We start from the raw sequence: 21,936 nt of genomic DNA on the forward strand, positions 1-21,936 counted from the left end.
CGGCGGGGTCGAGCGGGTCGGTCGGTCAGCGGTCCTGGAAGGTCGCCAGGGTGTGGACGACGTCCGAGGTGTCCGGGTAGAGGCGCCGGTAGAGGGCGTAGAGGTCGTCGTAGCGCCGGGCGTGTTCGGGGCGCGGTGCCACCGTGGCGCGCACCGGGTTCCAGTCGTCGACGGAGACGTCCTGGACGAGCCCGGCGGCCAGCAGCGCGCCGCCGTAACTCGCGCCGATGGTGGTGGTGCGCAGTTCCTGCGGGCGGCCGGTGATGTCGGAGACGATCTGCGTCCACAGGTCGCCCTGCGTGCCGCCGCCGACGGCGACCACGCGGCGGATGTCGCCGCCGGCCGCCTCGATCACCTCGATGTTGTGCCGGACGCCGAAGCCGGTGGCCTCCAGGGCCGCCCGGTAGAGGTCGCCGCGGGTGTGGGAGAGCGTCAGGCCGGCGATCACGCCGCGGGCGTCCGGGTCCATGACCGGTGTGCGTTCACCGGAGAAGTACGGCAGCATCAGCAGGCCGTTGGCGCCGGGTCCGGACTCGGCCGCCTGCCGGGTCAGGACGGTGTGGTCGCCGTCGGCGAACAGGTCCCGCAGCCAGTTGGTGACCGCCCCGGAGGTGGCCATGCCGCCGGCCAGGTTGCGGGTGCCGGGCAGGGCGCCGACCGTACCCCACAGGGACTCGCTGGTGAGGGGCTCGGGGACGGTGTGGACGAGGAACATGGTGGTGCCATACATCAGCATCAGGTCGCCGGTGTGCTGGGCGCCCACACTCAGGGCCTCCGCCCAGGCGTCGATCGTGCCGGTGGTGACCGGGATGCCGGCGGGCAGGCCGGTGTCCCGGGCGGCGTCCGGGGTGAGGGTGCCCGCGGCCTCGCCGGACCAGCGCAGCGGCGGCAGTTCGATGCCGGGGGCGACCTCGGCGGCCCAGGGGGCGTGCCACTGGCGGGCGTGGGTGTCGTAGAGCGGTGTGCACTGGCTGGCCGAGTGGTGGTCAAGGACGTAGGCACCGGTGAGCCTGCGGACCAGCCAGGAGCTGGGCATGTAGAGGCGGCGGGCGCGGGCGTAGCGCTCCGGTTCCTCGTCGGCGACCCAGGCGATCTTGGGCCCGGCCGCCTGGGTGGTGAGGGCGGAACCGCCCCGGCGGATGATCTCGTCGGCGCCGAGCCGTGCCTCGATCCGCTCGATCTGGCGGACCGAGCGGGTGTCCACGCCGTAGAGGATCGCGGGGCGCAGCGGTGTGTCGTGCTCGTCGGTCAGCAGGACGCAGGGGCCCATGCCGCTGACGCCGACGGCGGTCACGGTGACGTCGCCGGGGGCGGCCAGTTCGCGGGCGAGGGCGGTGAACTCGTCCCACCAGACGGCGGCGTCCATCTCGAAGCGGCCGGGACCCGGCCTGGCGGGGGTGTGTTCCCGTACGGCCGAGCGGATCAGGGTGCCGTCGAGGCCGACGAGTACGCCCTTGCTGCTCGAGGTGCCGATGTCCACACCGATGACTGCGTTGCGAGGCATGGCGAGCACGTTCGCAGAAATCGATTTCAGCGTCAAGGGAGCGCACACATGACGCGACTTGTCCGCAGAATGCCGGGTCAAAAGGGGGTGGATGCTACGCGGGAACGCGCAGGCGTCTCACCTCTTGACACCCCTTGGAGGCCGCTCTACGTTTCGGTGAAATGGATTTCAGGGATGCAGGAACGGCACGACGTCACGAAGACGGCGTACCGTCCTCCCCGCGCCCACGACGCCCCCTCGGGCCCACGGCGCGCTCCGCAACTCCACCTTGAGGGCAAGACACGATGACGACCTTTGGACTCGACGGCATCTCCCGCAGGACGCGCGCCGTCAGCCGCTCCATCAGCGCCGAGAACTTCACCGGCGCCAGGGCCGGCGGCGGCCGGGCCACGGAGGGCACCGGAGCCGTGGCGGCGAGCCGCCTCGGACCGGGCTGGAAGATCTCCCCCAGCATCGACATCGCCGCCGGCGAGACGGCGGTGCTCGCGGACATCGAGGGCCCCGGCACCATCCGTCACCTGTGGTGCACCACCGACCCGCACGGCGCCTGGCGCGGCACCCTGCTGCGGATGTACTGGGAGGGGGAGGACACCCCGGCCGTCGAGGTCCCGCTCGGCGACTTCTTCTGCAACGGCTGGAACGTCTTCAGCCAGGTCTCCTCCGTGCCCGTCGCGGCCAACCCCAACGGCGGCTTCAACGCGTACTGGCCGATGCCCTTCCGCCGCAAGGCGCGCATCACCCTGGAGAACCTGACCGCCGAGAAGGTCACGCTGTACTACCAGGTGGACTACGAACTGGACGAGGTCGAGGAGGACGCCTCCTACTTCCACGCCCAGTGGCGCCGCAGCCACCCCGTGCCGTTCGGCGAGGTGCACACCCTGCTCGACGGCGTCACCGGCGCCGGCAGCTATGTGGGCACGTACCTGGCGTGGGGCGTCAACAGCCCCGGCTGGTGGGGCGAGGGCGAGCTGAAGTTCTACCTCGACGGCGACGACGAGTACCCGACGATCTGCGGCACCGGCACCGAGGACTACTTCGGCGGCGCCTGGAACTTCGACGTCCCCGGGCAGGGCTACACCGCGTACACCACCCCGTACCTCGGTCTGAACCAGATCCTGCGCCCGGACGGGCTGTACCGCAGCCAGCAGCGGTTCGGGATGTACCGCTGGCACGTCCTGGACCCCGTACGCTTCGCCGAGGACCTGAGCGTCACCGTGCAGAGCCTCGGCATCGGCCCGGGCCAGGGCAACGGGCTGCCGCACCGCTACCGGCCCACCAGCGACGACATCGCGAGCACCTCGCTGTTCTACCTGGACGCACCCGCCTGCGTGTCCCGTCCGGCCACTCCGGACCTGCTCACGCTCGAGGTCGACTGACCGGGCACGTCCCCTCCCCACGCCCCCACAGCGTCCCACCTCCGTCTCCATCCCACTCCGACAGGAGCGCACGCATGCTCCAGCACGGCAATGAAGCCGGGCACCCGGCTCCGTCCCCGGCCGGCACCTCACGCCGCCGCTTCCTCACCGCCATGGCGGGCACCGGCGCGGCGGTCGCGGCCCCGGCCCTGCTCACCGGTTGCGGCACGGCCCGGGCCAAGGGGGGCAACCTCCAGTTCTGGAACTTCTACGGACCCCAGCGCTCGCCCGACCCGGCGATCAACGCGCAGTCCAAGTGGTTCACCGACATGGTCGGGAAGTGGAACGCCACCCACAAGCAGCAGATCGACCTCGTCTACCTGCCGCAGCCCACCTACCTCAACGGCTTCAAGCTGCCGTCCGCCTTCGCCACCGGCGAGGGCCCGGACATCTTCATGCTCTCCCCCGGCGACTTCCTGCGGTACTACAACGGGGGCGTCCTGGAGGACCTCACCCCGCACATGGAGAAGGCGGCCGTCGAGGACTTCGGCTCCTCCCTGGACAGCCGCAAGGTCGACGGCAAGGTCTACGCCCTCCCCATGGAGGTCGAGCCGCTGGCGATGTTCTACTCCCAGGGCCTGTGGGAGAAGGCCGGCCTGTCCGAGGCCGACATCCCCACCACCTGGGACCAGATGCTCGACATCGGCGACAAGCTGGGCTCCCGCACCACGGCCGGGCTCGTCTTCGAGACCAACCCGGGCTACTACCAGAACTTCACCTGGTACCCGTGGATGTGGCAGGGCGGCGGCGACGTCCTCGACAAGGACGGCGTCGTCGCCTTCGACTCCAAGGGCACCCGCCAGGCCCTGGCGCTGTGGCAGGACGCCGTGCGCCACGGCATCGCCCCGCGCACCGTGCCCGCCGCGGGCGACGTGATCGGCGGCTTCAAGGGGGGCAACGTCGGCATGTGGCAGCAGGGCATCTGGAACGTCGCCAGCTTCAAGGCCTTCGCGCCCGACTACCCGTACGGCGTGTTCAGGCTCCCCACTCCCCCGGGCGGCGACTACGTCACCGCGCTGGGCGGCTGGTCCTTCTGCGCCAACGCGCAGGGCCGCAATCCCGAGGTCGCGGCAGAGTTCTGCGTCTGGGCCCTCGGGTCCATGAAGGACGACTCCATCGACCGGATGGTCGACTGGTGCGTCCGGGCCAAGACCGACGTGGCTCCCCGCGCCAGCGCCCTGGAGCGCGGCGCCGCCAAGGGCGGCTACGACGCCGAGGTGATGCGCCGCTTCAAGGACGAGATCTTCCCCGGGGGCCGTGCCGAACCGCGCTATCCCCCGGTGGTCTACAAGGCGATCTCCGACGCCATCCAGGGCACCATGCTCGCCGGCCGTGGCGTGGCGGGCGAGATCGAGCGGGCCACCCGGTCCATCGACGCGTACACCAAGAGCTACAAGGGGGCGAGCCTGATATGAGCAGCGTCGCCGCGAAGGAGCGCCGGGCCGCCGCGGCCCCGGCGCAGGCACCGGTCTCGACCAGAGGCCCAGGGCTCAGCCGCAGGCACCGCGAGTGGCTGGCCGCCGCCCTCTTCCTCGCCCCGGACGTCCTGGGGCTGCTGGTCTTCGTCGCCGTCCCGATGGTGCTGTCCGTCGCCCTGAGCTTCTTCCAGGTCAGCGGCTTCGGCAGCTACGAGTGGATCGGGCTCGGCAACTACGAGCGGATGATGAACGACCCGCTCTTCTGGGACTCCATGAAGATCACCGGCCTGTACGTGGTGATCCTCGTGCCGGTGCTGTTCTGCGTGAGCCTCGGCCTCGGCCTGCTGGTCAAGCAGAAGCTGCCCGGCATGGGCGTCTACCGCACGGCGCTCTTCCTGCCGTACGTCATCAGCCTCGTGGTGGTCGGCGTGCTGTGGAAGTTCCTGCTGGACGAGCAGACCGGCGCGGTCAACCGGGCCATGCGGGCGGCCGGCCTGGACGGCGAGTCCTGGCTCGGCAGTCCCTCGCTCGCCCTCGGCTGCGTCATCGCGGTCATGGTGTGGGTGATGATGGGCTACTACATGATCATCTTCCTGTCGGGTCTGCAGGAGATCCCCAAGGAGTACTACGAGGCCGCGAAGCTGGACGGCGCCGGTCCATGGCGGCAGTTCCGCTCCGTCACCTGGCCGCTGCTGCGCCCGACCAGCTTCTTCGTCCTGATGATGTCCACGGTCGCGGCCATCACCGGCGGTCTCGACCTGATCTTCGTCCTGACCAACGGCGGGCCCGCCAACGGCACGTCGCTGGCGATCTTCTACATCTACCAGCAGGCCTTCGGGTTCGGCGAGTACGGCTACGCGTCGGCCATGGGCTCGTTCCTGGTGCTGATCATGGTCGCCGTGTCCGCGGTGATCTTCAAGTTCACGAGGGGCGGGAGGTTCGACGATGGCGAGTGACACCCTGACGACCGGGACCGGCCGGACCGGCGGTTCCGGCGGGCCGGGCGGGCCGGGCGGGTCCGGAGCACCGGCGGGCCGGCGTCGGCCGCTCTCTCCCCGCACCGGGCTGACCGCGCTGGCCGTCGTCCTGTCGGTGATCAGCGTCCTGCCCGTCCTGTGGATGCTCACGTCGTCCTTCAAGACCCGCGAGACGGTCACCGACGGCAAGCTGATCCCGACGGACTTCACCTTCGACAACTTCGTGTACGTCTTCACGGAGGTGCCGTTCGCGCGCTACCTGTGGAACAGCTTCTTCATCTCCGCGGTGATCACGATCGCGGCCCTGTTCTTCCACTCGATGGCCGCCTACGCGCTGGCCCGGCTGCGCTTCCCGGGCCGCGAGAAGCTCTTCGGCGCAATCTTCGCGACCCTGCTGGTCACCGCACCCGTCGTGCTGATCCCGCTGTTCATGGTCGCCCGCGAGCTGGGCCTGCTGGACAGCTACGCGGGTCTGATCATCCCGGCGATCTTCAACGCCTTCGGCATCTTCCTGCTGCGCCAGTTCTATCTGGGCCTGCCCAAGGAGCTGGAGGAGGCGGCCGTCATCGACGGCTGCGGGCACTGGCGGGTCTACTGGAACATCGTGCTGCCGATGTCCCGGCCGATCCTCTCCGCGCTGGCGATCTTCTTCTTCCTCGCCAACTGGAACGCCTTCGTCTGGCCGCTGGTCGCCACCAGCGACCAGGACCTGACGGTGGTCCAGCTGGGCATCGCCTCGTTCCAGACGCAGTACACCTCGAACTGGAACTACATCCTGGCGGCGGCGACGGTGGCCGCGCTGCCCATGCTGATCCTCTTCTTCGTCTTCCAGCGGCAGATCGTCGAGTCGATCAAGACGTCCGGTATCAAGTAGACGGGCACGCTTCACCGCTGACGAGCGGCGCCGCACCGGCCGACAGACCGGTGCGGCGCCGCTCGTGTGCGCTCGGGAACCTACCGCTCGGGGTCCTACCGCTCGGGGACCTACCGCTCGGGGACCTACCGCTCGGCGACGGCCGGCCGGTCACCGGTCGGGCCGCCGGTGCTCTCCCGGACCTGGAGCGTCGTACGGAGGACCACGGTCTGCAGGGGCGCCTCGCCGCCCTCGATGCGCTGGAGCAGCAGGTCGGCCGCGGTGCGGCCCAGCTCGTAGGAGGGCAGTTCCACGGCCGAGAGGGACGGCCGCACCAGTGAGGCCCAGGGGACGTCGCCGAAGGAGAGGACGCCGACGCCGGGCGGGGTGTGCCCCGCCTCGCGCAGGGCGTCGAGCACGCCGATGGTCATGAGGTTGTTGGCGACGAACACGGCGTCGGGCGGCTCCGGCAGGGACAGCAGGTCCCGCATCGCGGCGCGGCCGCCCTCGACCCGGAAGTCGGCATGGCGTACGTAGGTGTCGTCCGCGGCCTCTCCCGGCCGGGCCGCCCGCAGCGCCTCCCGGTGACCGGCCAGGCGTTCCTCGGAGGTGGAGGCGCCCTGGGGTCCGGTGATGCAGGCGATCCTGCGGTACCCCGCCCGCAGCAGGTGCCGGGTGGCGGCCTCGCCGCCGTGGCGGTCGTCGAGGCGGACCGCGTCCACCTCCGCGTCCCGCGGGCGGCGGTCGACGGCGACGACGGGGACGCCGCGGGCGATCAGCGGGCCGAGGTCCGTCTCGTCCTGGGAGGCCGCCGCCACGATCACGCCGGCCATCTGCTCGCCGAGGGCGACCTCGAGGTAGCGGCGCTCCTTGTCGGTGTCCTCGTCGGAGTTGCACAGCACCACCGAGAGGCTGGTCCGCTGCGCCGCGTCCTCGACGCCCCGCGCGAGTGACGTGAAGAACGGGTTCTCGATGTCCGGGATGATCAGGGCGATGACACTGGAGCGCTGTTTGCGCAGCGACCGCGCCAGCCGGTTGGGCGCGAAGCCGAGTGCCGCGGCGGCCTGCTGCACGGACTGGACCCGTGCCGGGGTGACATTGCCGCCGTTGAAGACCCGTGAGACGGTCGCCGGGGATACTCCGGCGGCTCGCGCCACGTCCTGGATCGTCACCACCTGCGCCCGCGCCCTCTCACTCCGCGTAAGGTCCACCTGCTTACCCTACCCGCGTCTGAAAAGGATTTCACCCTTGGCTTGAGCGGGTGAGCGGCGGACGGACCGGCGCGGGACGCTCCCGCAGCCGGCGACCGCGCCGGGTGAGTCCCCAGGGCTTGAGGAGCGAGAGCACCGTCATGAACACATAGGCGGACAGGGAGACCACCGGCCCGAAGAGCACGTCCCCCGCGTCGGGCAGCGGCTCGCCGGCGGCCACGGCGGCGACCGCCGCGTTCACCCCGGGGCGCAGCGCGAAGAACGTGGCGGCGGTCGTGCCCAGGGTGAGCCAGAACTTGGTGTACACCCACCGGTGCCGGGCGAGGCCCCACGGCGTGCCCAGGGCCAGCACCAGACCGCTCACCAGGGTGAGCAGGGCGAGAGGGAGCAGCAGCCAGTCGGCGAACAGCTTCATGCAGCGGGCGGCGGCCTCCACCGCCACCGGGGAGGCGCTCGTCGCCGCGGTGACGCCGAGCGCCAGCAGCCCGAAGGTGAGCCCGAGCCAGGCGGCGGAGGCGACGACATGGACGACGAGGGAGGCCCTGCGTGCGGGGCGGCCGAGTTTCACGCCACCCACGCTGCCGGTCCGCGGCCGCCGAGGCGTCCCGCGACGGGAGTATCCGCCCGTACTGGCCCGGGCGTAGGCGGCGGGGGACGCCGTGACCCGATCGGCGCAGGCCTCGGACGCCCGCACTGCGCGGGGCACATGGGCGTCCTAGCCTGGGCGTGTCTTCGAGGAAACGCCGCTAGGAGTTCCCATGCGTCTGCCCATCGAGCTCAGGCATGTCGCCCCACGACTCGCCACCGGGGCCTTCATTCTCAATTCCGGTCTGGCCAAGCGAGGGGCCGACGAGCAGACCGCTGCGATGATGCACGGAATGGCGAAGAACACCTATCCGTTCCTCGGCAGACTGCGGCCCGAGACCTTCCTCCGCCTGCTGTCCGCCGGTGAGATCACGCTCGGTGCGGCGCTGCTCCTGCCGGTCGTGCCCACGGCTGTGGCGGGCATCGGTCTGACCGCGTTCTCGGCCGGGCTGGTGGGTCTGTACCTGCGCACCCCGGGGATGCGCGAGGAGGGCAGCCTGCGCCCGACGCAGGACGGGACGGCCCTGGCGAAGGACACCTGGATGCTCGGCATCGGGATCGGATTCGTCGTCGACGGGGCCACTCGCAGGCCCTGCTGACCTGGAGCGCCGGGCGCTCCGGCCGGTCCATGCCCGCCGCGGCCCCCTACGACACCGCCGCCCGGCACCAGTCCTGCTCGGTGCGGGACAGCATGGCCCCGACGGTGTCCTCGTCGGGCAGGGGCCCGTGGTCCCCCACGACCCTCAGCGCGGAGGCCGCGGTGATGTGGCCCAGGCGCAGGGCCCGGGTGAGGTCCGTTCCGTGCCACAGTCCGGCGAGGAATCCGGCGGCGAACGCGTCGCCCGCCCCCACCGGCTCCACGACCTCGGTGGTCAGCGCGGGCACGGTGCACGCCCCCTGCCCGGTGAACGCGGTGGCACCGCGCCCGCCGTCCTTGACGACGAGGACGCGCGGGCCGCTCAGCAACCGGCGCACGTCCGTCGCGGTCAGGTCGGCGCCCCACAGGTCCTGGGCCTCGTCCAGGCCGACGAAGGCGATGTCGGCACGGTCGGCCAGGTCCCGGAGCACCGCGGCGGCCGTGTCCGGCGGCCACAGCGCTGGGCGGTGGTTGACGTCGAAGCTGACGGCGTGGGTGCGCCGCGCCGGCGGAGTGCGCAGGGCTCGTTCCACCAGGGCCCGGCAGGACGGGGACAGCGCCGGGGTCACCCCGGTCAGGTGGAGGAGGGCGGCGCCGCCGAACCGTTCGTCGTCCAGGACGTCGGGGCCCAGCGCCGAAGCCGCCGAACCCTGACGGTAGTAGTGCACACGGGTCCCGGCGGCGCCCGGGTCCTTCAGGAGCAGGCCGGTCGGCCGCGCCGGGTCGGTGCGCACGCCGGAGACATCCACGCCCGCCCGCGCGACGGCCGCCCGCACCCGCCGGCCGAGTGCGTCGTCCCCGACCGCCGAGAGCCAGGAGACGGGCAGGCCCAGGTCCGCGAGGTACATGGCCACGTTCGACTCGGCGCCCGCAACCGACAGGCGCAGGGACTCGGTGCCGTCCAGCGAGTCCGACGGGTCCGGGGCCAGGGCCGCCATGGTCTCCCCCAGACACACCACCGGTCCCCGCGGTGGCCGCCAGGGGCTCGTGTCCGGACCGGCAGCGTCGTTCGCGGGCCTGCGTACGGGGGTGTCGTCGTCCCCCTCGGACACGGGCCCCGCGTCAGTCACGGCCGGGCCTCCCGCACGGCGGCGCGGAAGGCGCGGGCACGGGTGCGCAGGCCGTCGAGGCTGCCTCCGTCCGCGGCGTCGCCGATCAGCGGGGAGCCGACCCCGACCGCGGTCGCTCCCGCCGCCAGATGGGCACGGGCCGCCGCCTCGTCGACACCGCCGACGGGCACGAGGGCCTCGTGCGGGAAGGGGCCGCGCAACGCCTTCACGTAGGCGGGTCCGCCCGCCTGGGCCGCCGGGAAGATCTTCAGCGCGGTGGCGCCGAGGGTGCGCGCGGTGATGACGTCGGTGGGCGTCATGACACCGGCCAGGACGGGCATGCCCCGTTCGCGGGCCGCCGTGACCCCCTCCCCCAGGCCCGGGGTGACCGCGAAGTCGGCGCCGGCTTGGTGGGCGGCCACCGCGTCGTCCGCGGTGAGGACCGTCCCGGCGCCCAGGGGCCGGTCGGGACCGAGGGCCGCTCTGGCGCGTTCGACGACCCGGAGGGCGTCCTTGCCTGTCAACGACACCTCGATGAGTTCCACGCCCTCCTCCGCCAGCGTCAGCACGGTGCGCAGCGCGGCGTCGGCGTCGTCTCCGCGCACGATGGCGACGAGGCGGTGTGCGGCCAGGGCAGCTCGCAGATCCACAGACTGGTCTCCTACTCCGGGGCATCGGGGGCACGGGGGGAGCACGCAGCGGCACTCGACGGCCAGGGTAGAACGCCGCCGCACCTGGCCGGAGGCCGGGGCTGACATCCCATTACGTACAGGGCGTATCCGGCACGAACCCGGGACGATGTCCAGCTTGCGCGTTTTGCGGCATTCCTCATGGTGACCCGGGTGGAGGACATCCACGTGCGACGAGGTGAGAAATATGCTGGTGCTGGGTCTCCTGCTCATGGCGGGCGCCGCCGCCTTCGCAGGCCTGCTGATCGCGTACAACCTGTCCGGCGGTCCGGACTACACCGTGACCCTGCTGGGGAGCGACCCATTCACGATCAGTACGCTCGGGGCGTTTCTCGGCGGCATCGCCCTGACTCTGATCTTCGGCCTGGGCATGTGGATGCTCTTGGCCGGGACCGTCCTGGCACGCCACCGCGGCAAGAAGCGCCGCAGGGACCGTGAGACCGCCGAGCAGGCCGCCGCCGAGCGCGACGCGATGGCCGGCCGGCTGGAGGGCCGGGGCAGCACGAACGACGCGGCCGAGCCGGCCGGTCACCGGCGCCCCGCCGCCCACCGACCGCAGTGGCTGCGGCCGCACGGCCACCACTGACCGGCCTGGACAGGGGCCGACCGGCCCGGCTCACCCGCCGGACCGGTCGGCTCGTCCCATGTGCGGTCCACCGGCGGGCCGGTAAATACGTTGGCGGTGACGCGAGCCCGTGATGGGATGAGCGACGACGGGGGCGGCTCCCCGGCGTGCATCCTTCTCACCTTCCTGAAAAGACCGGCGCGCCCACTCTCCGCCCCCGTTCTTCCGTCTCTTCCGTGTTGAGCCGTCGTGGAGGGCTTCCTGTTGCTCGCTGCCGAGTCCGTACTGCTGCGCCGTGACCAGAGCGTGTACGTGGACCGAGGGTCCGAGCCGGGCGGCGGAACGGGACCGGCACTGCGCCGGCTCGAGGCCGAACTGCTCGGCCGCGGCCACGTCGTCTCCGCGCAACTGCACGAGGTCCTGGCCTCGTTGGACTCCGAGGAGCTGGCGGCCGCGCACATACGCACGGTGGGACTGGTCGACGACCTGCTCGGCTCCGACCGTACCCACACCCCGCTCTTCCGCCGCTTCCCCGGTACCGTGCCGCGCGACACCGAAGCGCTGTACGTGGACCGGGTCTTCGCCTACCTGCTGCAGCAGCCGGAACAGCCCTGCGTGCTGTGCGGCGAGGCGCGCACCGTCCTGCCCGTGTCCCCGTGCGCGCACCTGGTGTGCCGGCTGTGCTGGGACGGGTCCGACTACGCGGGCTGCCCGTTGTGCCACCGCCGCATCGACGCCGACGACCCCTTCCTGCGCCCGGTCCGCGCCGTCGGCGCCGCCAGAGCGGCCGTACCGGGCCCCTTGCGGCTGCTGCGCCTGGGCACCGCCCTGGCCGCCGACGCGACCGCGGCGGTGGACGCCCTGCTGGCCCGCCGCACTCCGCTCTCGCCGCAGGACCGGTACGACCTGGTGACCCTGCTGCCGCTCACCCCGGCCGGGCGGGGCCTGCTGCCCGAGGACATCCCGGTCCGCGAGACCAGGGCACTGGTGCTGGGCGCGCTGGTGCGCGAGGCGCCGCCGGGGCTGCCCCTGCGTGACCTGCTGACCGAGCGGCTCACCACCGCCACCGACGTGCTGCGCCTGCTCGCCGTGGTCTCCGGCGGTGACGCCGGGCTGGTGACGCCTTCGCGTTTCACGAACGTCCCGCGCTCTCTGCGCCGCGATCTGCTCTCCGTCCTCGACGGCCTGCCGACCCCGTATCTGGTGGAGGACGTGCTGCGGCACCCCACTGCGTGGAAGCGGGCCGCTGAAGTCCTGCACCCCTTCGAGCGGCACACCCGGCAACCCCGGGCCGCCCTCGCCTTCGCGGTGCTGCGCGACACCCCGGTGGATCCGGGCACCGCGTTCGGCGCCGCCCTGCTCGACACGGCCGCCGCGAACCCGGACGCCGTGCGCGTGGCCGGCACGCGGATCCGCCCGGCCACCTGGTCGGGACGGCTGGAGCAGGCCCTGACCGGGGGCGACGCGGGACGGGCGTCGGCCCTCGCCGGGGAACGCCCCGGTGAACTGGTGCGCCGCCTGGACGTGTTGCTGCGCCTGCACACCGGTGACGTGCTGGTCCCCGAGCTGGCGACGGCTCTTCGGCGCGGGCTGCCGAAGGTGGGGCCGGGTCCGCTGCTGTCGGCGCTCGGGGCGCTGCGGGTGCGCACCGAGGACCGCGTCGGTGACCGCCGGGTGTTCTTCCCGCGCGGGGACGTCACCCGGGCCCTGTCCGTGCCCGAGCGGCGCCCCGCGCTGCCCACCTCACTGGTGTCGGAAGTGGTCACGTCGTTGGAGGGGGAACTGCTGCGCAGGTTCGCCGCCGGGGAGCCGTACGAGCTGTCGGTGCTGGACACCGGGCTGGCCGGCCTCACCCTGCCGTTCACCGAGCGGACCGCGGCGAAGGCCCTGGTGACCGTGGGGCGCGGCAGCACGCAGGCACTCCCCGAGGGTGGCGTACTCCGGCTCTTCCTGCACTGGACGGAACCGCGGGGCAATCGCACCGACCTGGACCTGTCCGTCGCGTTCTTCGACGCCGCGTGGAAGTTCACCGGCCTGTGCGACTACACGAACCTGGTGCACGGCGGGGAGGCGGCGGTCCACTCCGGCGACCTCACGTCGGCCCCGGCACCGCGCGGCGCCACCGAGTACGTGGACCTGGATCTGCGGCGCCTCGCGCTGCGGGGGGACGCCTACGCCGTCCCGCTGGTCTTCAGCTTCAACAACATCCCGTTCGAAGAACTGCCGGACGCGTTCGCGGGTTTCATGGCCCTGCCCGCGCACGGCCCGCGCGACGCGTCCTACGACCCCCGCACGGTCCGGCAGCGGTTCGACCTGGCGGGCGACTCGAAGGTGTGCCTGCCGATGATCGTCGACCTGGGCCGGCGGCGGGCGCTGTGGACCGACACCCACCTGCCGGCCACGGGCGGCTTCCAGAGCGTCCGTTCGCACGGCGGCGACGGTCTGGCCACGGTGGCCGCGGACCTCTGGCAGCAGTTCACCTCGGGCGGCCGGGTCACCCTGTGGGACCTCGCGGTCTGGCGGGCGGCCGCGCTCTCCTCGCAGGTGGCGGTGGTGTCCCGGGAACCGGAACCCGCCCTGCTCAGCTACCGGCGCCGGCCCGAGGAGACCGCGGCCGCGTTCGCCGTGAGAGTGTCGTCGCTGAAGGACGCCGAGGAGCATCGCGAGTACGTCGACCCCGACGCGGCCGCGGCCGGTCTCTCCGCCGGCAAGCGGATCTTCCTCGCGACGGTCCACGGGGACGTCCACCCGCCGGGCGCGACGGGCACGGCCTACCGGCTCTTCCCGGGCACCGGCGACGCGCGGCAGACCCTGCCCCGCGTGACCGCCGGAGACCTGGTCGCCGACCTGGCGTGAGCCCCTACGGTGCCCTGGAGACGGCGGCGCCCGGGCGACCGGTGGCTCCGCGGGCCGGCCGCCGCGGAGGCGAAGCCGCGTGCCCTGCGTACGGGCGCACCGCGTCAGTCCGCAGCGACGCGGAACTCGAATTCGGGACGGTCCCACGGCACCGCGGGCGGATTCGCGAGCGCGGTACCGGTCCGCACCGCACCGGCGCGGTGGTAGAAGCCCTCGGCGGGGAGGTGCGACACGACCTTGACACGGTCTAGCCCGGCGGCTCGGGCCTCCGACCGCATGTGCGCGACGAGCAGCCGTCCGATGCCCCGTCCCTGCGCTTCGTCGGCGACGAACAGCAGGTCGAGCTCCGGCGGAGCGAGGACGAGCGAGTAGAACCCGAGGACCCGGCCTCCCTGGTCGTCGGCGCCGACGGCCACGAAGACACGGTGGGCCTCGATGTAGTCGGGCCCGACCCGGTAGCCCGCGACCGCGGCCGCGTACTGGCCCGCGTAGGCGCCCGAGCCGCGCACGAGCCGGGTGAGCCGTTTGGCATCCCGCGCGACGGCCCGCCGTATCGTGACCGGCGGGTCGGCCGGGGAAGTGCGAGGCCTCATCCGCAGAGTATTTCCCACCGGGGCGTCCACCAGCCATTCCCACAGGTCAACGGGCTCCTCCGCGCGGCGGGGAGCACGCCACGCCCCGAAGGGCCGGGCAGCCGGGTGCTGGGACCCGGGTATCGGTCGTGCACCCGGAGACGACCCGGTACGACGCCGAGCGGGTAGTGATTCCACGGGTCGTGGGCCACCACTACCTGCGGGTGGGTGGCCGCTGCGGAGTCGGGGGAGGAGACAGGGATGAGTTCCGGAGAGACAGGCGGTTTACCCGAGGGGGAGCAGCGTCGGCCCCCGGGAGAAGAAGCAAGTGGCAGCTCTGGGCCACAACGGCCGAGCAGGAGACCGGGCGATGGCGACAGACCTTCCACTCGGCCGGAGGGCGATGCCGCGGCAGCGCAGCCCGGGGACAACGGCCCACCTCGGGAGGGAGGCTTCTGGCACAGGCAGACCAGGATGCTCGAGATCGTCGGCACCGTCGTCACGGTGATCGCCGGGGTGGCCGGACTGATCTTCCTCTTCTGGCCCGACGCGCAGCCCAAGCCTGAACCCGAGCCGCCGCCGGCGGTCCAACTGGTCGACTCGGACGTCGACCGGGAGCAGAACATCGCTGCCGATGTGGTCTTCGACGGACAAGTAACCGAGCAGGTTCAGGTGCCCGCGTCCCTGGTCAGCGCGACGCTGAGGAACAGCTCGGACAATCCCGTGCTGATCACCCGTGCTGAAGTGAACCTTGCTTCCGCCACCGCGGTCCACTGCCGCTATGGTGCCGGGCCGACCGACATCACGGCGCAGTACGACATCAAGCTCCCGGCCGACCCCCAGGCAGGTGCCGTGGTCCCCCGGAAGATGAAGTACACCCTCCCGCCGCATGCCCAGGAGCGGATCGCGTTCACGGTGGGGCCCGAGCGTTACGGAGAGGGGTCGGTGCCCTGGATCTATGCCTTCACGATCTCCCTGTACATGGACGACGGCGCCTCGGTCACGGTGCCCCAGATCACCTACCTGGCTCCGACCGACATGGCCACGGCTTTTCTCGCCATGGCGGAACAGGCCACGGATGCGCAGCGGCCGGGAGGGCCGGGGTTGATGGACCCCTCGTGCATCTCCGAGCAGGCCCGCTCCGTGGCTCAACTGGTCAGATCCGCGCCACGTCCGTCGCCGGAGTTGCGGGAGTTCAGCGCAGAACTGACCCGCGTGGCCGCTCGGTGAACGGACGTCGTGCCTGGCGCCGCTTGCCGTGCACGAGCTCGGGGTGATGGTCAGGCGGCCCGGGTGGCGAAGGTCGTGGCGAGGGTGCGGGCTCGGTCGTGGGCGGCCGTCATGGACGCCTCGTGCAGGGGGAGGAGCGAGGCGAGGGCCGGTGCGTGGGGGGCCATGGTCAGCTCGGGTGTCACGGTGGTGACGTCCAGGCCGAGGAGATCCTCGTGGCCCAGGACGGTTTCCAGCGTGGGCACCAGGTAGTCCAGGCCCTCCCTCGGAGCGCCGGGGGCATAGCTGCCGCCGCGGGCGGATATCAGCAGGGCGGGGCGGCCCGCGGCCGGGGAGGCCCCGGCGTGGGTGAAGGTACGGTCCGTGACGAGGATCTGGTCCAGCCACGCCTTGAACGCCGACGGCATGGACAGGTTGTACAACGGCACCGTGAACAGGTACGCGCCGGCGCCGAGGAACTCCTCGATCAGCTCGTCCTGCAGTGCCTGGGCCTTGGCCTGCTCGGGGGTGTGCCGGGCCGGGTCGGCACTGCGGGCGGTGACGCCCGCCGCCGTCAGGTGCGGCACCGGAGAGGCCGCGAGGTCGCGGTGGACGACCGGGCCCTGCCACTGGTCGCGGAAGGACTGGGCGACCTGGCGGGAGACGGACGCCTCGCCGAGCGAGGAGGAGTCGATGTGCAGCAGGTACGACATGGTGGTTGCGCCTTTCGAGGAGACGGGTGTGGGGTGGGGTGGCGGGTCAGGGGCGGGCGGGGACCGCGCATCCGGCGGGGCCGCAGCCCGGGGCGTCGCCCGCGGGGGTGAGGGTGACGGGGTGGGCTTCGTCCCAGGCGGTTCGGAGCAGGGCGAGCAGGGCGTCGCTGCTCTGGGCGCCGGGGACGCCGTAACGGCCGTCGACGACGGTGAACGGGGCGCCGGTGGCGCCCAGACGCTGCGCGCGGCGGGCGTCTTCCTGGACCTGGGCGCGGTAGTGGCGCTCGGTGAGGGTCCGGCGCGTCAGGTCACGGTCCAGGCCCAGCCGGTCGGAGAGCCTGAGCAGGTCGTCGAGGGTGAAGACGGGTTCTGCCCTGCCGAAGTAGGTGTGGAAGATCGTGTCCCAGGCTTCGCGGTTCTTGCCCTGCGCGGTGGCGTGGGCCAGGAACTCGTGTGTCAGGTCGGTGTTGCCGACGACGTTGTCCAGCACCCGGTAGGGGCTGAGCCCCTCGGCGGCGGCCAGCGTCTCGATCTCCCCCGTCGCCGCCTCCGCCTGCGTGCCGCTCATGCCGTACCTGCGCAGCAGGATCTCGCGGACGTCGATCGTGCGGTCCGTGGGGAGCCCGCCGCCCAGCGGGAAGGAGTGGTGGACCGTCTCGACCTCGTCGCCGTGCTCGAACCGCTCCACTGCCCGGTCCACCCGGTGACTGCCGAGCCCGCACCAGGGGCAGGTGACCTCGGCCCAGATTTCTACCTTCACGGCTTGACCTCCAATTCCTACGTTTTGTTCGTAGCGCCATGATGCGCCAGTATGGAGGTCGTTACAAAAGGCACACGGGTGTGCGCGACGGAGAGGAATGGGTGCCATGCCGGACAGCACCGATACGGAGATGGCGGCCGCGACCGGGCCGTGTGCGAGCATCCCCGCCGAGCACATGCCCTTCGTCCGACAGGTGTTGGACCGGGTCGGCGACAAGTGGAGCATGCTGATCGTCGTCGTCCTGGACGACGGCCCGCTGCGCTACACCGACCTGCAGCGCCGGATCCCCGGCATCTCCCAGCGCATGCTCACCCACACACTGCGCCAGCTCGTCGCGGACGGTTTGATCACGCGCACCGCCTACGCCGAGGTTCCGCCGCGGGTGGAGTACGCCCTCGCCCCGCTCGGCCGCGGCCTGCACGAGATCGCCATGCGGCTGATCGTCTGGGCCGCGGACCACCACACGGAGATCCGTGCCCACCGCTCCCGGGCCGACACCGTCACCGCCCCGCCCCGGCCCTGACCCGCGACCGACGGTGTCATCCCGCCCGGGGGAGCCGGGAGGCGTCACCGGTCATGACGTCCTTGGCCACCAGGCACCCTGCGCCAGTCGGCGTCGGCGTCGATGAGCTGCTGCGCGAAGGCGGGTCCACTTAGGCGAGAGCCGCGATCTCGACTCCGCGAAGCCTCCGCGGGTCGGGGTGCACTCCCCTCACAGCGCCGGAGCGTCGCCGGCCTCCCTCCCGGCCCTCCCGTTGCGACGACGGTCCGCGGCGAACATGAGGGCGACACCGGCGAGGGTCCACAGGCCCAGGACGAGTGCCGGGCCGCCCGCGCCGGTTCCGCCGTAGAAGGCGTTGGCGCGCAGCAGGCTGCCCGAGGCGCCGGGCGGCAGGAGCTGGCCGAGCGTGGACCAGCCGTCGGGCAGCCAGTACGGGCCGGTGGTGAGGCCGGAGAGCGGGTTGCCGAGGAACATCATCACGACGGAGCCCACACCGAACCCGGCGTATCCGAACAGCGACTCCAGCCCGAGGAACGGGATGGCGAGCGCGGCCATGCCCAGCCCGAGACCGAGGGACGTGACCCAGTAGTCGCCGTCCAGGGTGCCGATCCCGAACTGGAGGACGGCGGTCACGGCTGCTCCACCGGCCAGAGCGAAGGCGACGACCCCGGCGAGGCGGGTCCGCAGATTGGCGTGGCCGGGGAAGAACTGGAGCAGGGCGATGGCGGGCAGCATGCCACCGAAGATCATCGGCAGCGCGGCGGCGGCGAGTCCGGTGCCCCGCGGGTCGTCCTTCGGGAAGGGCACCACGTCGTGGACGGTCGCGGGGACGTGCTGCTGACCGGCGAGCGCGGTGCCGAGCCCGCTGATCGCGTTGCTGATCATCTGGCCGCCCGCAGTCGCCGTGTAGACGGTCACGCCGTCGTCGCCGAAGGCGAGGCCGCCCACGGCGTCGCGCTCCTCGACGGCACGGACCAGGGCACGGGAGTTGTCATACGCCGTGACCTCCCAGTCGTCGCCGGAGAGCTGCTTCTGCACGGCGGCCACCGCTGACTCCGGGCCGGTGACGCCGAGCGGAGCATGGTGGGGGCCGCCGCCGGCAGACCTCGCCGGCGAGTTCTCGTCGGTCGTCAGCGGTCAAGGCACCGCGCGGGCATGCGATCTCGATGAGGAACATACGGATCCTCCCAGAGTCGGAGACGGTCTCGCCACTATACCCCTGGGTGGTATGAGGGGCGGGCTCTCGAACCGCAGCGGCAGTCCACCGTCGTGGCACCGGGAACCGCAGGAGCAGCACATCGGCAGCGGATCAAGAAGGCCGGCCAGACCGACATCCCCGACGGGATGGTCGTCTACGGCCTGCGGCACTTCTTCGCATCCAACTGCCTCACCCACGGCATCCCGATCACCGACGAGCGCCTGGACCTGACCGATGAGCAATGGGCACGCCTGGCGCCCTGCCTTCCCCGCACTGCGGGGGGGGTGCCTCTATGTCCTTCGTCAAGGCGCCCCTGTCGGGTTTGGGGTGATTCGGTCTTGCTGGGGTCATGCCGCGAGCTCGACGCCCGCGGGCATGCGGGATTCGTAGAAGGTGCCGTCTCGGAGCATGGCGAACAGGACGCTGATGCGTTGGCGGGCGAGGCGGAGGAGGGCCTGGGTGTGGGTTTTGCCGCGGGCTCGCTGGCGGTCGTAGTAGGTGCGGGAGGCGGGGTCGGCGTTCATGCAGGCGAAGGCGGACAGGAACATGGCGCGTTTGAGCTGGCGGTTGCCGCCTCGGGGCGCGTGTTCGCCGTGGATCGAGGTACCGGACGACTTCGTGGTCGGGGCGAGTCCGGCGTAGGAGGCCAGGTGGGCGGCGGTGGGGAAGCTGGTGCCGTCGCCGACGGTGACCAGCAGGACGGCGGCGGTCCTGACGCCGACGCCGGGCATCGACGTCAGGACCGGGGAAAGAGGGTGGGCCTCCAGCAGGGCGTTGATCTGGGCTTCCAGGGCCCGGCGCTGTTCGTGGACAGCGGCGAGAGAGCTGGCCAGGGAGGGCACGACGATGTCGAGGGTGCCGGTTCCCGGGACCACGACGGTCTGCTCGTCCAGGGCGTCGAAGATGTCGTCGATCAGCCGCTGGGCCATGCGCGGGGCCTTGGGCCGGACGAGCTCGACGAGCCTGCGGCGTCCGGCTTTGCGCAGTGCGGCCGGAGAGCCGTAGCGCTCCAGCAGCCAAGTGACGGCCTGGTGGTCGAGGCGGGGGCCCAGGACGCGCTCCAGCGAGGGGTGGAACTGGGTGAGCAGGCCGCGTATCCGGTTGGAGGTGCGGGTGGCCTCGGCCGCGAGGTCCTGGTCGAAGCCGACGAGGACCGAGAGCTCGGCGGTGATCTCGTCGGTGAGCTCCAGGGAACGCAGGGTGTGCGCCATCGTGCGGGCCGCGTCCGCGATGACCGCTGCGTCCTTCGCGTCGGTCTTGGCCTCGCCGGGATACAGGTCGGCGATCCGCCGCATCGCCAGGCCGGGCAGGTAGGCGACCTTGCAGCCGGCGTCCCGGGCGACCGTGAGCGGGAGGGCGCCGATGGAAGCGGGCTGGTCCACGATCACCAGGACCGTGCCGAACTTCGCGGCCAGCTTGTCGAAGACGGCCCGCAGTCTCGGCTCGCTGTTGGGCAGCTGCTTGTCGAGGACCTTCTTCCCGGCCGGGGTGAGTCCGTGGCCGTGGTGAGCGGTCTTGCCGACGTCCAGGCCGAGGAACACGCCCACGTCTTCGGTGCCGAACATCGCGCCCTTTCAGGTGAGTTGCACGTGCCGGCCTCGGCAGTGGTGTCGTACGCGCGCATCCACGTTATGCAGACCTGCCGCCCGCGAGCTGTCCGGCATTGCGCCGGACCAGGCGGTGGCCGGACCTCTCATCAGCGTCTCCGACGGCACCTCCCGGGCCCGGTGACACCACCCCCCAGGTCATACCTTCGACAGGGGGACACAGTCATGCCGGGCCCGGAGGCCAGCGGCCCTCTTGCAGGACCGCGGAAAACATAACGGGGACAGGACGTTGGTGACGGGGAGGCGGGTCACACCTGCCGCCGGCTGGGATCAACGTGGACCTGATTGAACCCCTGGTCCAGCAGGGCTGGGCGGTCCGCGTTCCCGTCCGATCGGGCCCACTGGCTGGATACAGCGTCGAGCACAGCCGTGGCGGCGTTGGTGAGCAGATCCGCGGTGTACGGGTCGAGGTCGGTCCCTGGCCGATCTTGGAGCGCGTCGCTGACTCGCCTGCGCCACTCGGTTCTGCGCTGGTGGAGTCGCCCAGCCAGTGCGGGCGTTGCCTCGATCAGGCGGATGGTTGCGAGCGCCTGCTCACTGGCGTGGATCTCCTCCTGCCAAGCCTGCAGGACCTGGTGCAGGCACTCCCACGGCCCTTCGCCCGCTGGTCGCATTGCGATGTCGGCGACGACGCTCTCTCCGGTGAGGTCGATGCCGTCGAAGACGACGTCTTCCCGAGCGCCACCTTCGCGCCCTTACCGGCGTGGCTCCCGTCCTGGTCGCGGCCGACCGGCATCCCGGCTACCGGTCGCGGCGTGGGCCCGCCGGTACGGGCCGCCCGTCCGCCTGGTCCAGCATCATCACGCCCACGTCGTCTCAGCCATGGCCGAGCACGGCGTACGGGAGCCGGTGCTGGGCGTTGCCTTCGACGGCACCGGCTACGGCGACGACGGAGCGGTCTGGGGCGGCGAGATCCTCCAAGCCGGCCTCGCCGGTTTCCGGCGGCTCGCCCATCTGGCGTACGTGCCTCTCCCGGGTGGCGACGCGGCCGTGCGCAACCCGTACCGCATGGCACTGTCGCACCTGCGCTCGGCGGGCATCGCGTGGACTCGTGACCTGCCGTGTGCAGCCGCCGCGGACGATGGTGAGTTCGCATTGTTGCGGAAGCAGTTGGACTGCGGTGTGCAGTGCGTCCCGACCTCCAGCATGGGCAGGCTCTTCGACGCCGTCTCGTCCCTGACCGGACTCTGTCACCGGGTGGACCACGAGGCCCAGGCCGCCGTGGAGCTGGAGGCGGCTGCTCTCACGGCGGGCGAGGTCGACGAGGGCTATCCGTTCACTCTCGACCGGCCCGGGCGTCTGTTGACCGCGGTCGTCGCGGACCTGCGGTCGGGCACGCCGCCCCAGCTGATCGCCGCTCGCTTCCACCTGGCGGTGGCGGACGCCGTGTGCTCGGCCTGCCGCACGGCCCGCCGGCACACGGGGATCGGCACAGTGGCCCTCACCGGTGGGGTCTTCGCCAACGCATTGCTGGAGCAGCTGTGTGCCACGGCTCTGCACGCTGCGGGGTTCACGGTGCTGAGACACAGCGTCGTGCCACCGGGCGACGGTGGTCTCGCTCTGGGACAGACAGTGATCGCAGCCCGAGTCGGCAGCGACTGAGCGAACGAAGGAGA

The 21,936-nt window shown here is 71.9% G+C and carries 20 protein-coding genes and 1 pseudogene; 10 read left to right on the top strand and 11 right to left on the bottom strand.

Features of this window, described 5'->3' with window-relative positions; genetic code table 11:
• Positions 1 to 25: 25 nt before the first annotated feature.
• Positions 26 to 1,504 (bottom strand): FGGY-family carbohydrate kinase, encoded by a 1,479-nt coding sequence (locus tag C4J65_RS00525; RefSeq protein WP_115740550.1) that lies wholly within the window; start codon positions 1,502 to 1,504, stop codon positions 26 to 28.
• Positions 1,505 to 1,788: 284 nt separating this feature from the next.
• On the opposite strand from C4J65_RS00525, the gene C4J65_RS00530 reads away from it, so the two are divergent.
• The 4 genes from C4J65_RS00530 to C4J65_RS00545 all read left to right on the top strand — a co-directional run bounded on the left by C4J65_RS00530 (position 1,789) and on the right by C4J65_RS00545 (position 6,188).
• Positions 1,789 to 2,880, top strand: coding sequence for a glycoside hydrolase family 172 protein (locus C4J65_RS00530; RefSeq protein WP_115740551.1), 1,092 nt, complete (start codon positions 1,789 to 1,791; stop codon positions 2,878 to 2,880).
• A 74-nt stretch (positions 2,881 to 2,954) separates the two neighbouring features.
• Positions 2,955 to 4,334 carry a sugar ABC transporter substrate-binding protein gene (locus C4J65_RS00535; RefSeq protein WP_115740552.1) on the top strand — a complete coding sequence of 460 codons (1,380 nt, stop codon included), beginning with the start codon at positions 2,955 to 2,957 and terminating at the stop codon, positions 4,332 to 4,334.
• Positions 4,331 to 5,293, top strand: a complete 963-nt coding sequence (locus C4J65_RS00540) for a sugar ABC transporter permease (RefSeq protein ID WP_115740553.1) — start codon at positions 4,331 to 4,333, stop codon at positions 5,291 to 5,293. Before C4J65_RS00535 ends, C4J65_RS00540 begins: the two co-directional genes overlap by 4 nt.
• A complete protein-coding gene (locus C4J65_RS00545; RefSeq protein ID WP_115740554.1) occupies positions 5,283 to 6,188 on the top strand; it encodes a carbohydrate ABC transporter permease in 906 nt (301 codons plus the stop codon). The genes C4J65_RS00540 and C4J65_RS00545 overlap by 11 nt, the downstream gene beginning before the upstream one ends.
• 125 nt (positions 6,189 to 6,313) lie before the next feature.
• On the opposite strand, the gene C4J65_RS00550 is transcribed toward C4J65_RS00545, so the two are convergent.
• Positions 6,314 to 7,378, bottom strand: coding sequence for a LacI family DNA-binding transcriptional regulator (locus C4J65_RS00550; RefSeq protein ID WP_115740555.1), 1,065 nt, complete (start codon positions 7,376 to 7,378; stop codon positions 6,314 to 6,316).
• A gap of 31 nt (positions 7,379 to 7,409) precedes the next feature.
• Entirely contained in the window at positions 7,410 to 7,946 is a 537-nt protein-coding gene (locus C4J65_RS00555; protein WP_115746226.1) for a DUF2269 family protein, read from the bottom strand.
• Positions 7,947 to 8,136: 190 nt separating this feature from the next.
• Here C4J65_RS00555 and C4J65_RS00560 point away from each other — a divergent pair, with 190 nt between their 5' ends.
• Entirely contained in the window at positions 8,137 to 8,562 is a 426-nt protein-coding gene (locus tag C4J65_RS00560; RefSeq protein WP_115740556.1) for a hypothetical protein, read from the top strand.
• 46 nt (positions 8,563 to 8,608) lie between these two features.
• On the opposite strand, the gene C4J65_RS00565 is transcribed toward C4J65_RS00560, so the two are convergent.
• Positions 8,609 to 9,559, bottom strand: coding sequence for a sugar kinase (locus tag C4J65_RS00565; RefSeq protein ID WP_162833521.1), 951 nt, complete (start codon positions 9,557 to 9,559; stop codon positions 8,609 to 8,611).
• Between the two features lie 107 nt (positions 9,560 to 9,666).
• Positions 9,667 to 10,299, bottom strand: a complete 633-nt coding sequence (locus C4J65_RS00570) for a bifunctional 4-hydroxy-2-oxoglutarate aldolase/2-dehydro-3-deoxy-phosphogluconate aldolase (protein WP_115740558.1) — start codon at positions 10,297 to 10,299, stop codon at positions 9,667 to 9,669.
• Between the two features lie 226 nt (positions 10,300 to 10,525).
• On the opposite strand from C4J65_RS00570, the gene C4J65_RS00575 reads away from it, so the two are divergent.
• Together C4J65_RS00575 and C4J65_RS00580 are read left to right on the top strand one after the other, a co-directional pair.
• On the top strand, positions 10,526 to 10,924 hold the full coding sequence (locus C4J65_RS00575; RefSeq protein WP_115740559.1) for a hypothetical protein: 399 nt from the start codon (positions 10,526 to 10,528) through the stop codon (positions 10,922 to 10,924).
• 243 nt (positions 10,925 to 11,167) lie between these two features.
• The gene (locus tag C4J65_RS00580) at positions 11,168 to 13,759 is read left to right on the top strand and encodes an MXAN_6230/SCO0854 family RING domain-containing protein (RefSeq protein WP_115746227.1); all 2,592 of its coding nucleotides are present in this window, start codon (positions 11,168 to 11,170) and stop codon (positions 13,757 to 13,759) included.
• A gap of 104 nt (positions 13,760 to 13,863) precedes the next feature.
• Here C4J65_RS00580 and C4J65_RS00585 read toward each other — a convergent pair whose 3' ends face one another.
• A complete protein-coding gene (locus C4J65_RS00585) occupies positions 13,864 to 14,352 on the bottom strand; it encodes a GNAT family N-acetyltransferase (RefSeq protein WP_162832954.1) in 489 nt (162 codons plus the stop codon).
• A 453-nt stretch (positions 14,353 to 14,805) separates the two neighbouring features.
• Here C4J65_RS00585 and C4J65_RS00590 point away from each other — a divergent pair, with 453 nt between their 5' ends.
• Positions 14,806 to 15,561: a hypothetical protein gene (locus tag C4J65_RS00590; protein WP_115740560.1), complete on the top strand. Its 756-nt coding sequence runs from the start codon at positions 14,806 to 14,808 to the stop codon at positions 15,559 to 15,561.
• Between the two features lie 50 nt (positions 15,562 to 15,611).
• On the opposite strand, the gene C4J65_RS00595 is transcribed toward C4J65_RS00590, so the two are convergent.
• Positions 15,612 to 16,253 carry an NAD(P)H-dependent oxidoreductase gene (locus C4J65_RS00595; protein ID WP_115740561.1) on the bottom strand — a complete coding sequence of 214 codons (642 nt, stop codon included), beginning with the start codon at positions 16,251 to 16,253 and terminating at the stop codon, positions 15,612 to 15,614.
• A gap of 46 nt (positions 16,254 to 16,299) precedes the next feature.
• Positions 16,300 to 17,013: a DsbA family oxidoreductase gene (locus tag C4J65_RS00600; protein ID WP_115740562.1), complete on the bottom strand. Its 714-nt coding sequence runs from the start codon at positions 17,011 to 17,013 to the stop codon at positions 16,300 to 16,302.
• A gap of 97 nt (positions 17,014 to 17,110) precedes the next feature.
• Here C4J65_RS00600 and C4J65_RS00605 point away from each other — a divergent pair, with 97 nt between their 5' ends.
• Positions 17,111 to 17,536 carry a helix-turn-helix domain-containing protein gene (locus C4J65_RS00605; RefSeq protein WP_115740563.1) on the top strand — a complete coding sequence of 142 codons (426 nt, stop codon included), beginning with the start codon at positions 17,111 to 17,113 and terminating at the stop codon, positions 17,534 to 17,536.
• 189 nt (positions 17,537 to 17,725) lie between these two features.
• Here the strand turns inward: C4J65_RS00605 and C4J65_RS00610 are convergent, their stop codons facing one another.
• From C4J65_RS00610 to C4J65_RS00625, 3 genes are all read right to left on the bottom strand, one after another.
• Complete coding sequence (locus C4J65_RS00610) at positions 17,726 to 18,649, bottom strand: hypothetical protein (protein ID WP_240330609.1); 924 nt, start codon at positions 18,647 to 18,649, stop codon at positions 17,726 to 17,728.
• A gap of 411 nt (positions 18,650 to 19,060) precedes the next feature.
• Positions 19,061 to 20,278, bottom strand: coding sequence for an IS110-like element IS110 family transposase (locus C4J65_RS00620; protein WP_115740564.1), 1,218 nt, complete (start codon positions 20,276 to 20,278; stop codon positions 19,061 to 19,063).
• A 290-nt stretch (positions 20,279 to 20,568) separates the two neighbouring features.
• Entirely contained in the window at positions 20,569 to 20,934 is a 366-nt protein-coding gene (locus C4J65_RS00625; RefSeq protein ID WP_162832955.1) for a hypothetical protein, read from the bottom strand.
• Between the two features lie 62 nt (positions 20,935 to 20,996).
• Between C4J65_RS00625 and C4J65_RS00630 the strand changes: the two are divergent.
• Positions 20,997 to 21,922: pseudogene (locus C4J65_RS00630) on the top strand (carbamoyltransferase HypF); the annotation flags it as partial.
• Positions 21,923 to 21,936 lie beyond the last annotated feature (14 nt).

Source organism: Streptomyces sp. CB09001, assembly GCF_003369795.1.
In the GTDB taxonomy this organism is placed as follows: domain Bacteria; phylum Actinomycetota; class Actinomycetes; order Streptomycetales; family Streptomycetaceae; genus Streptomyces.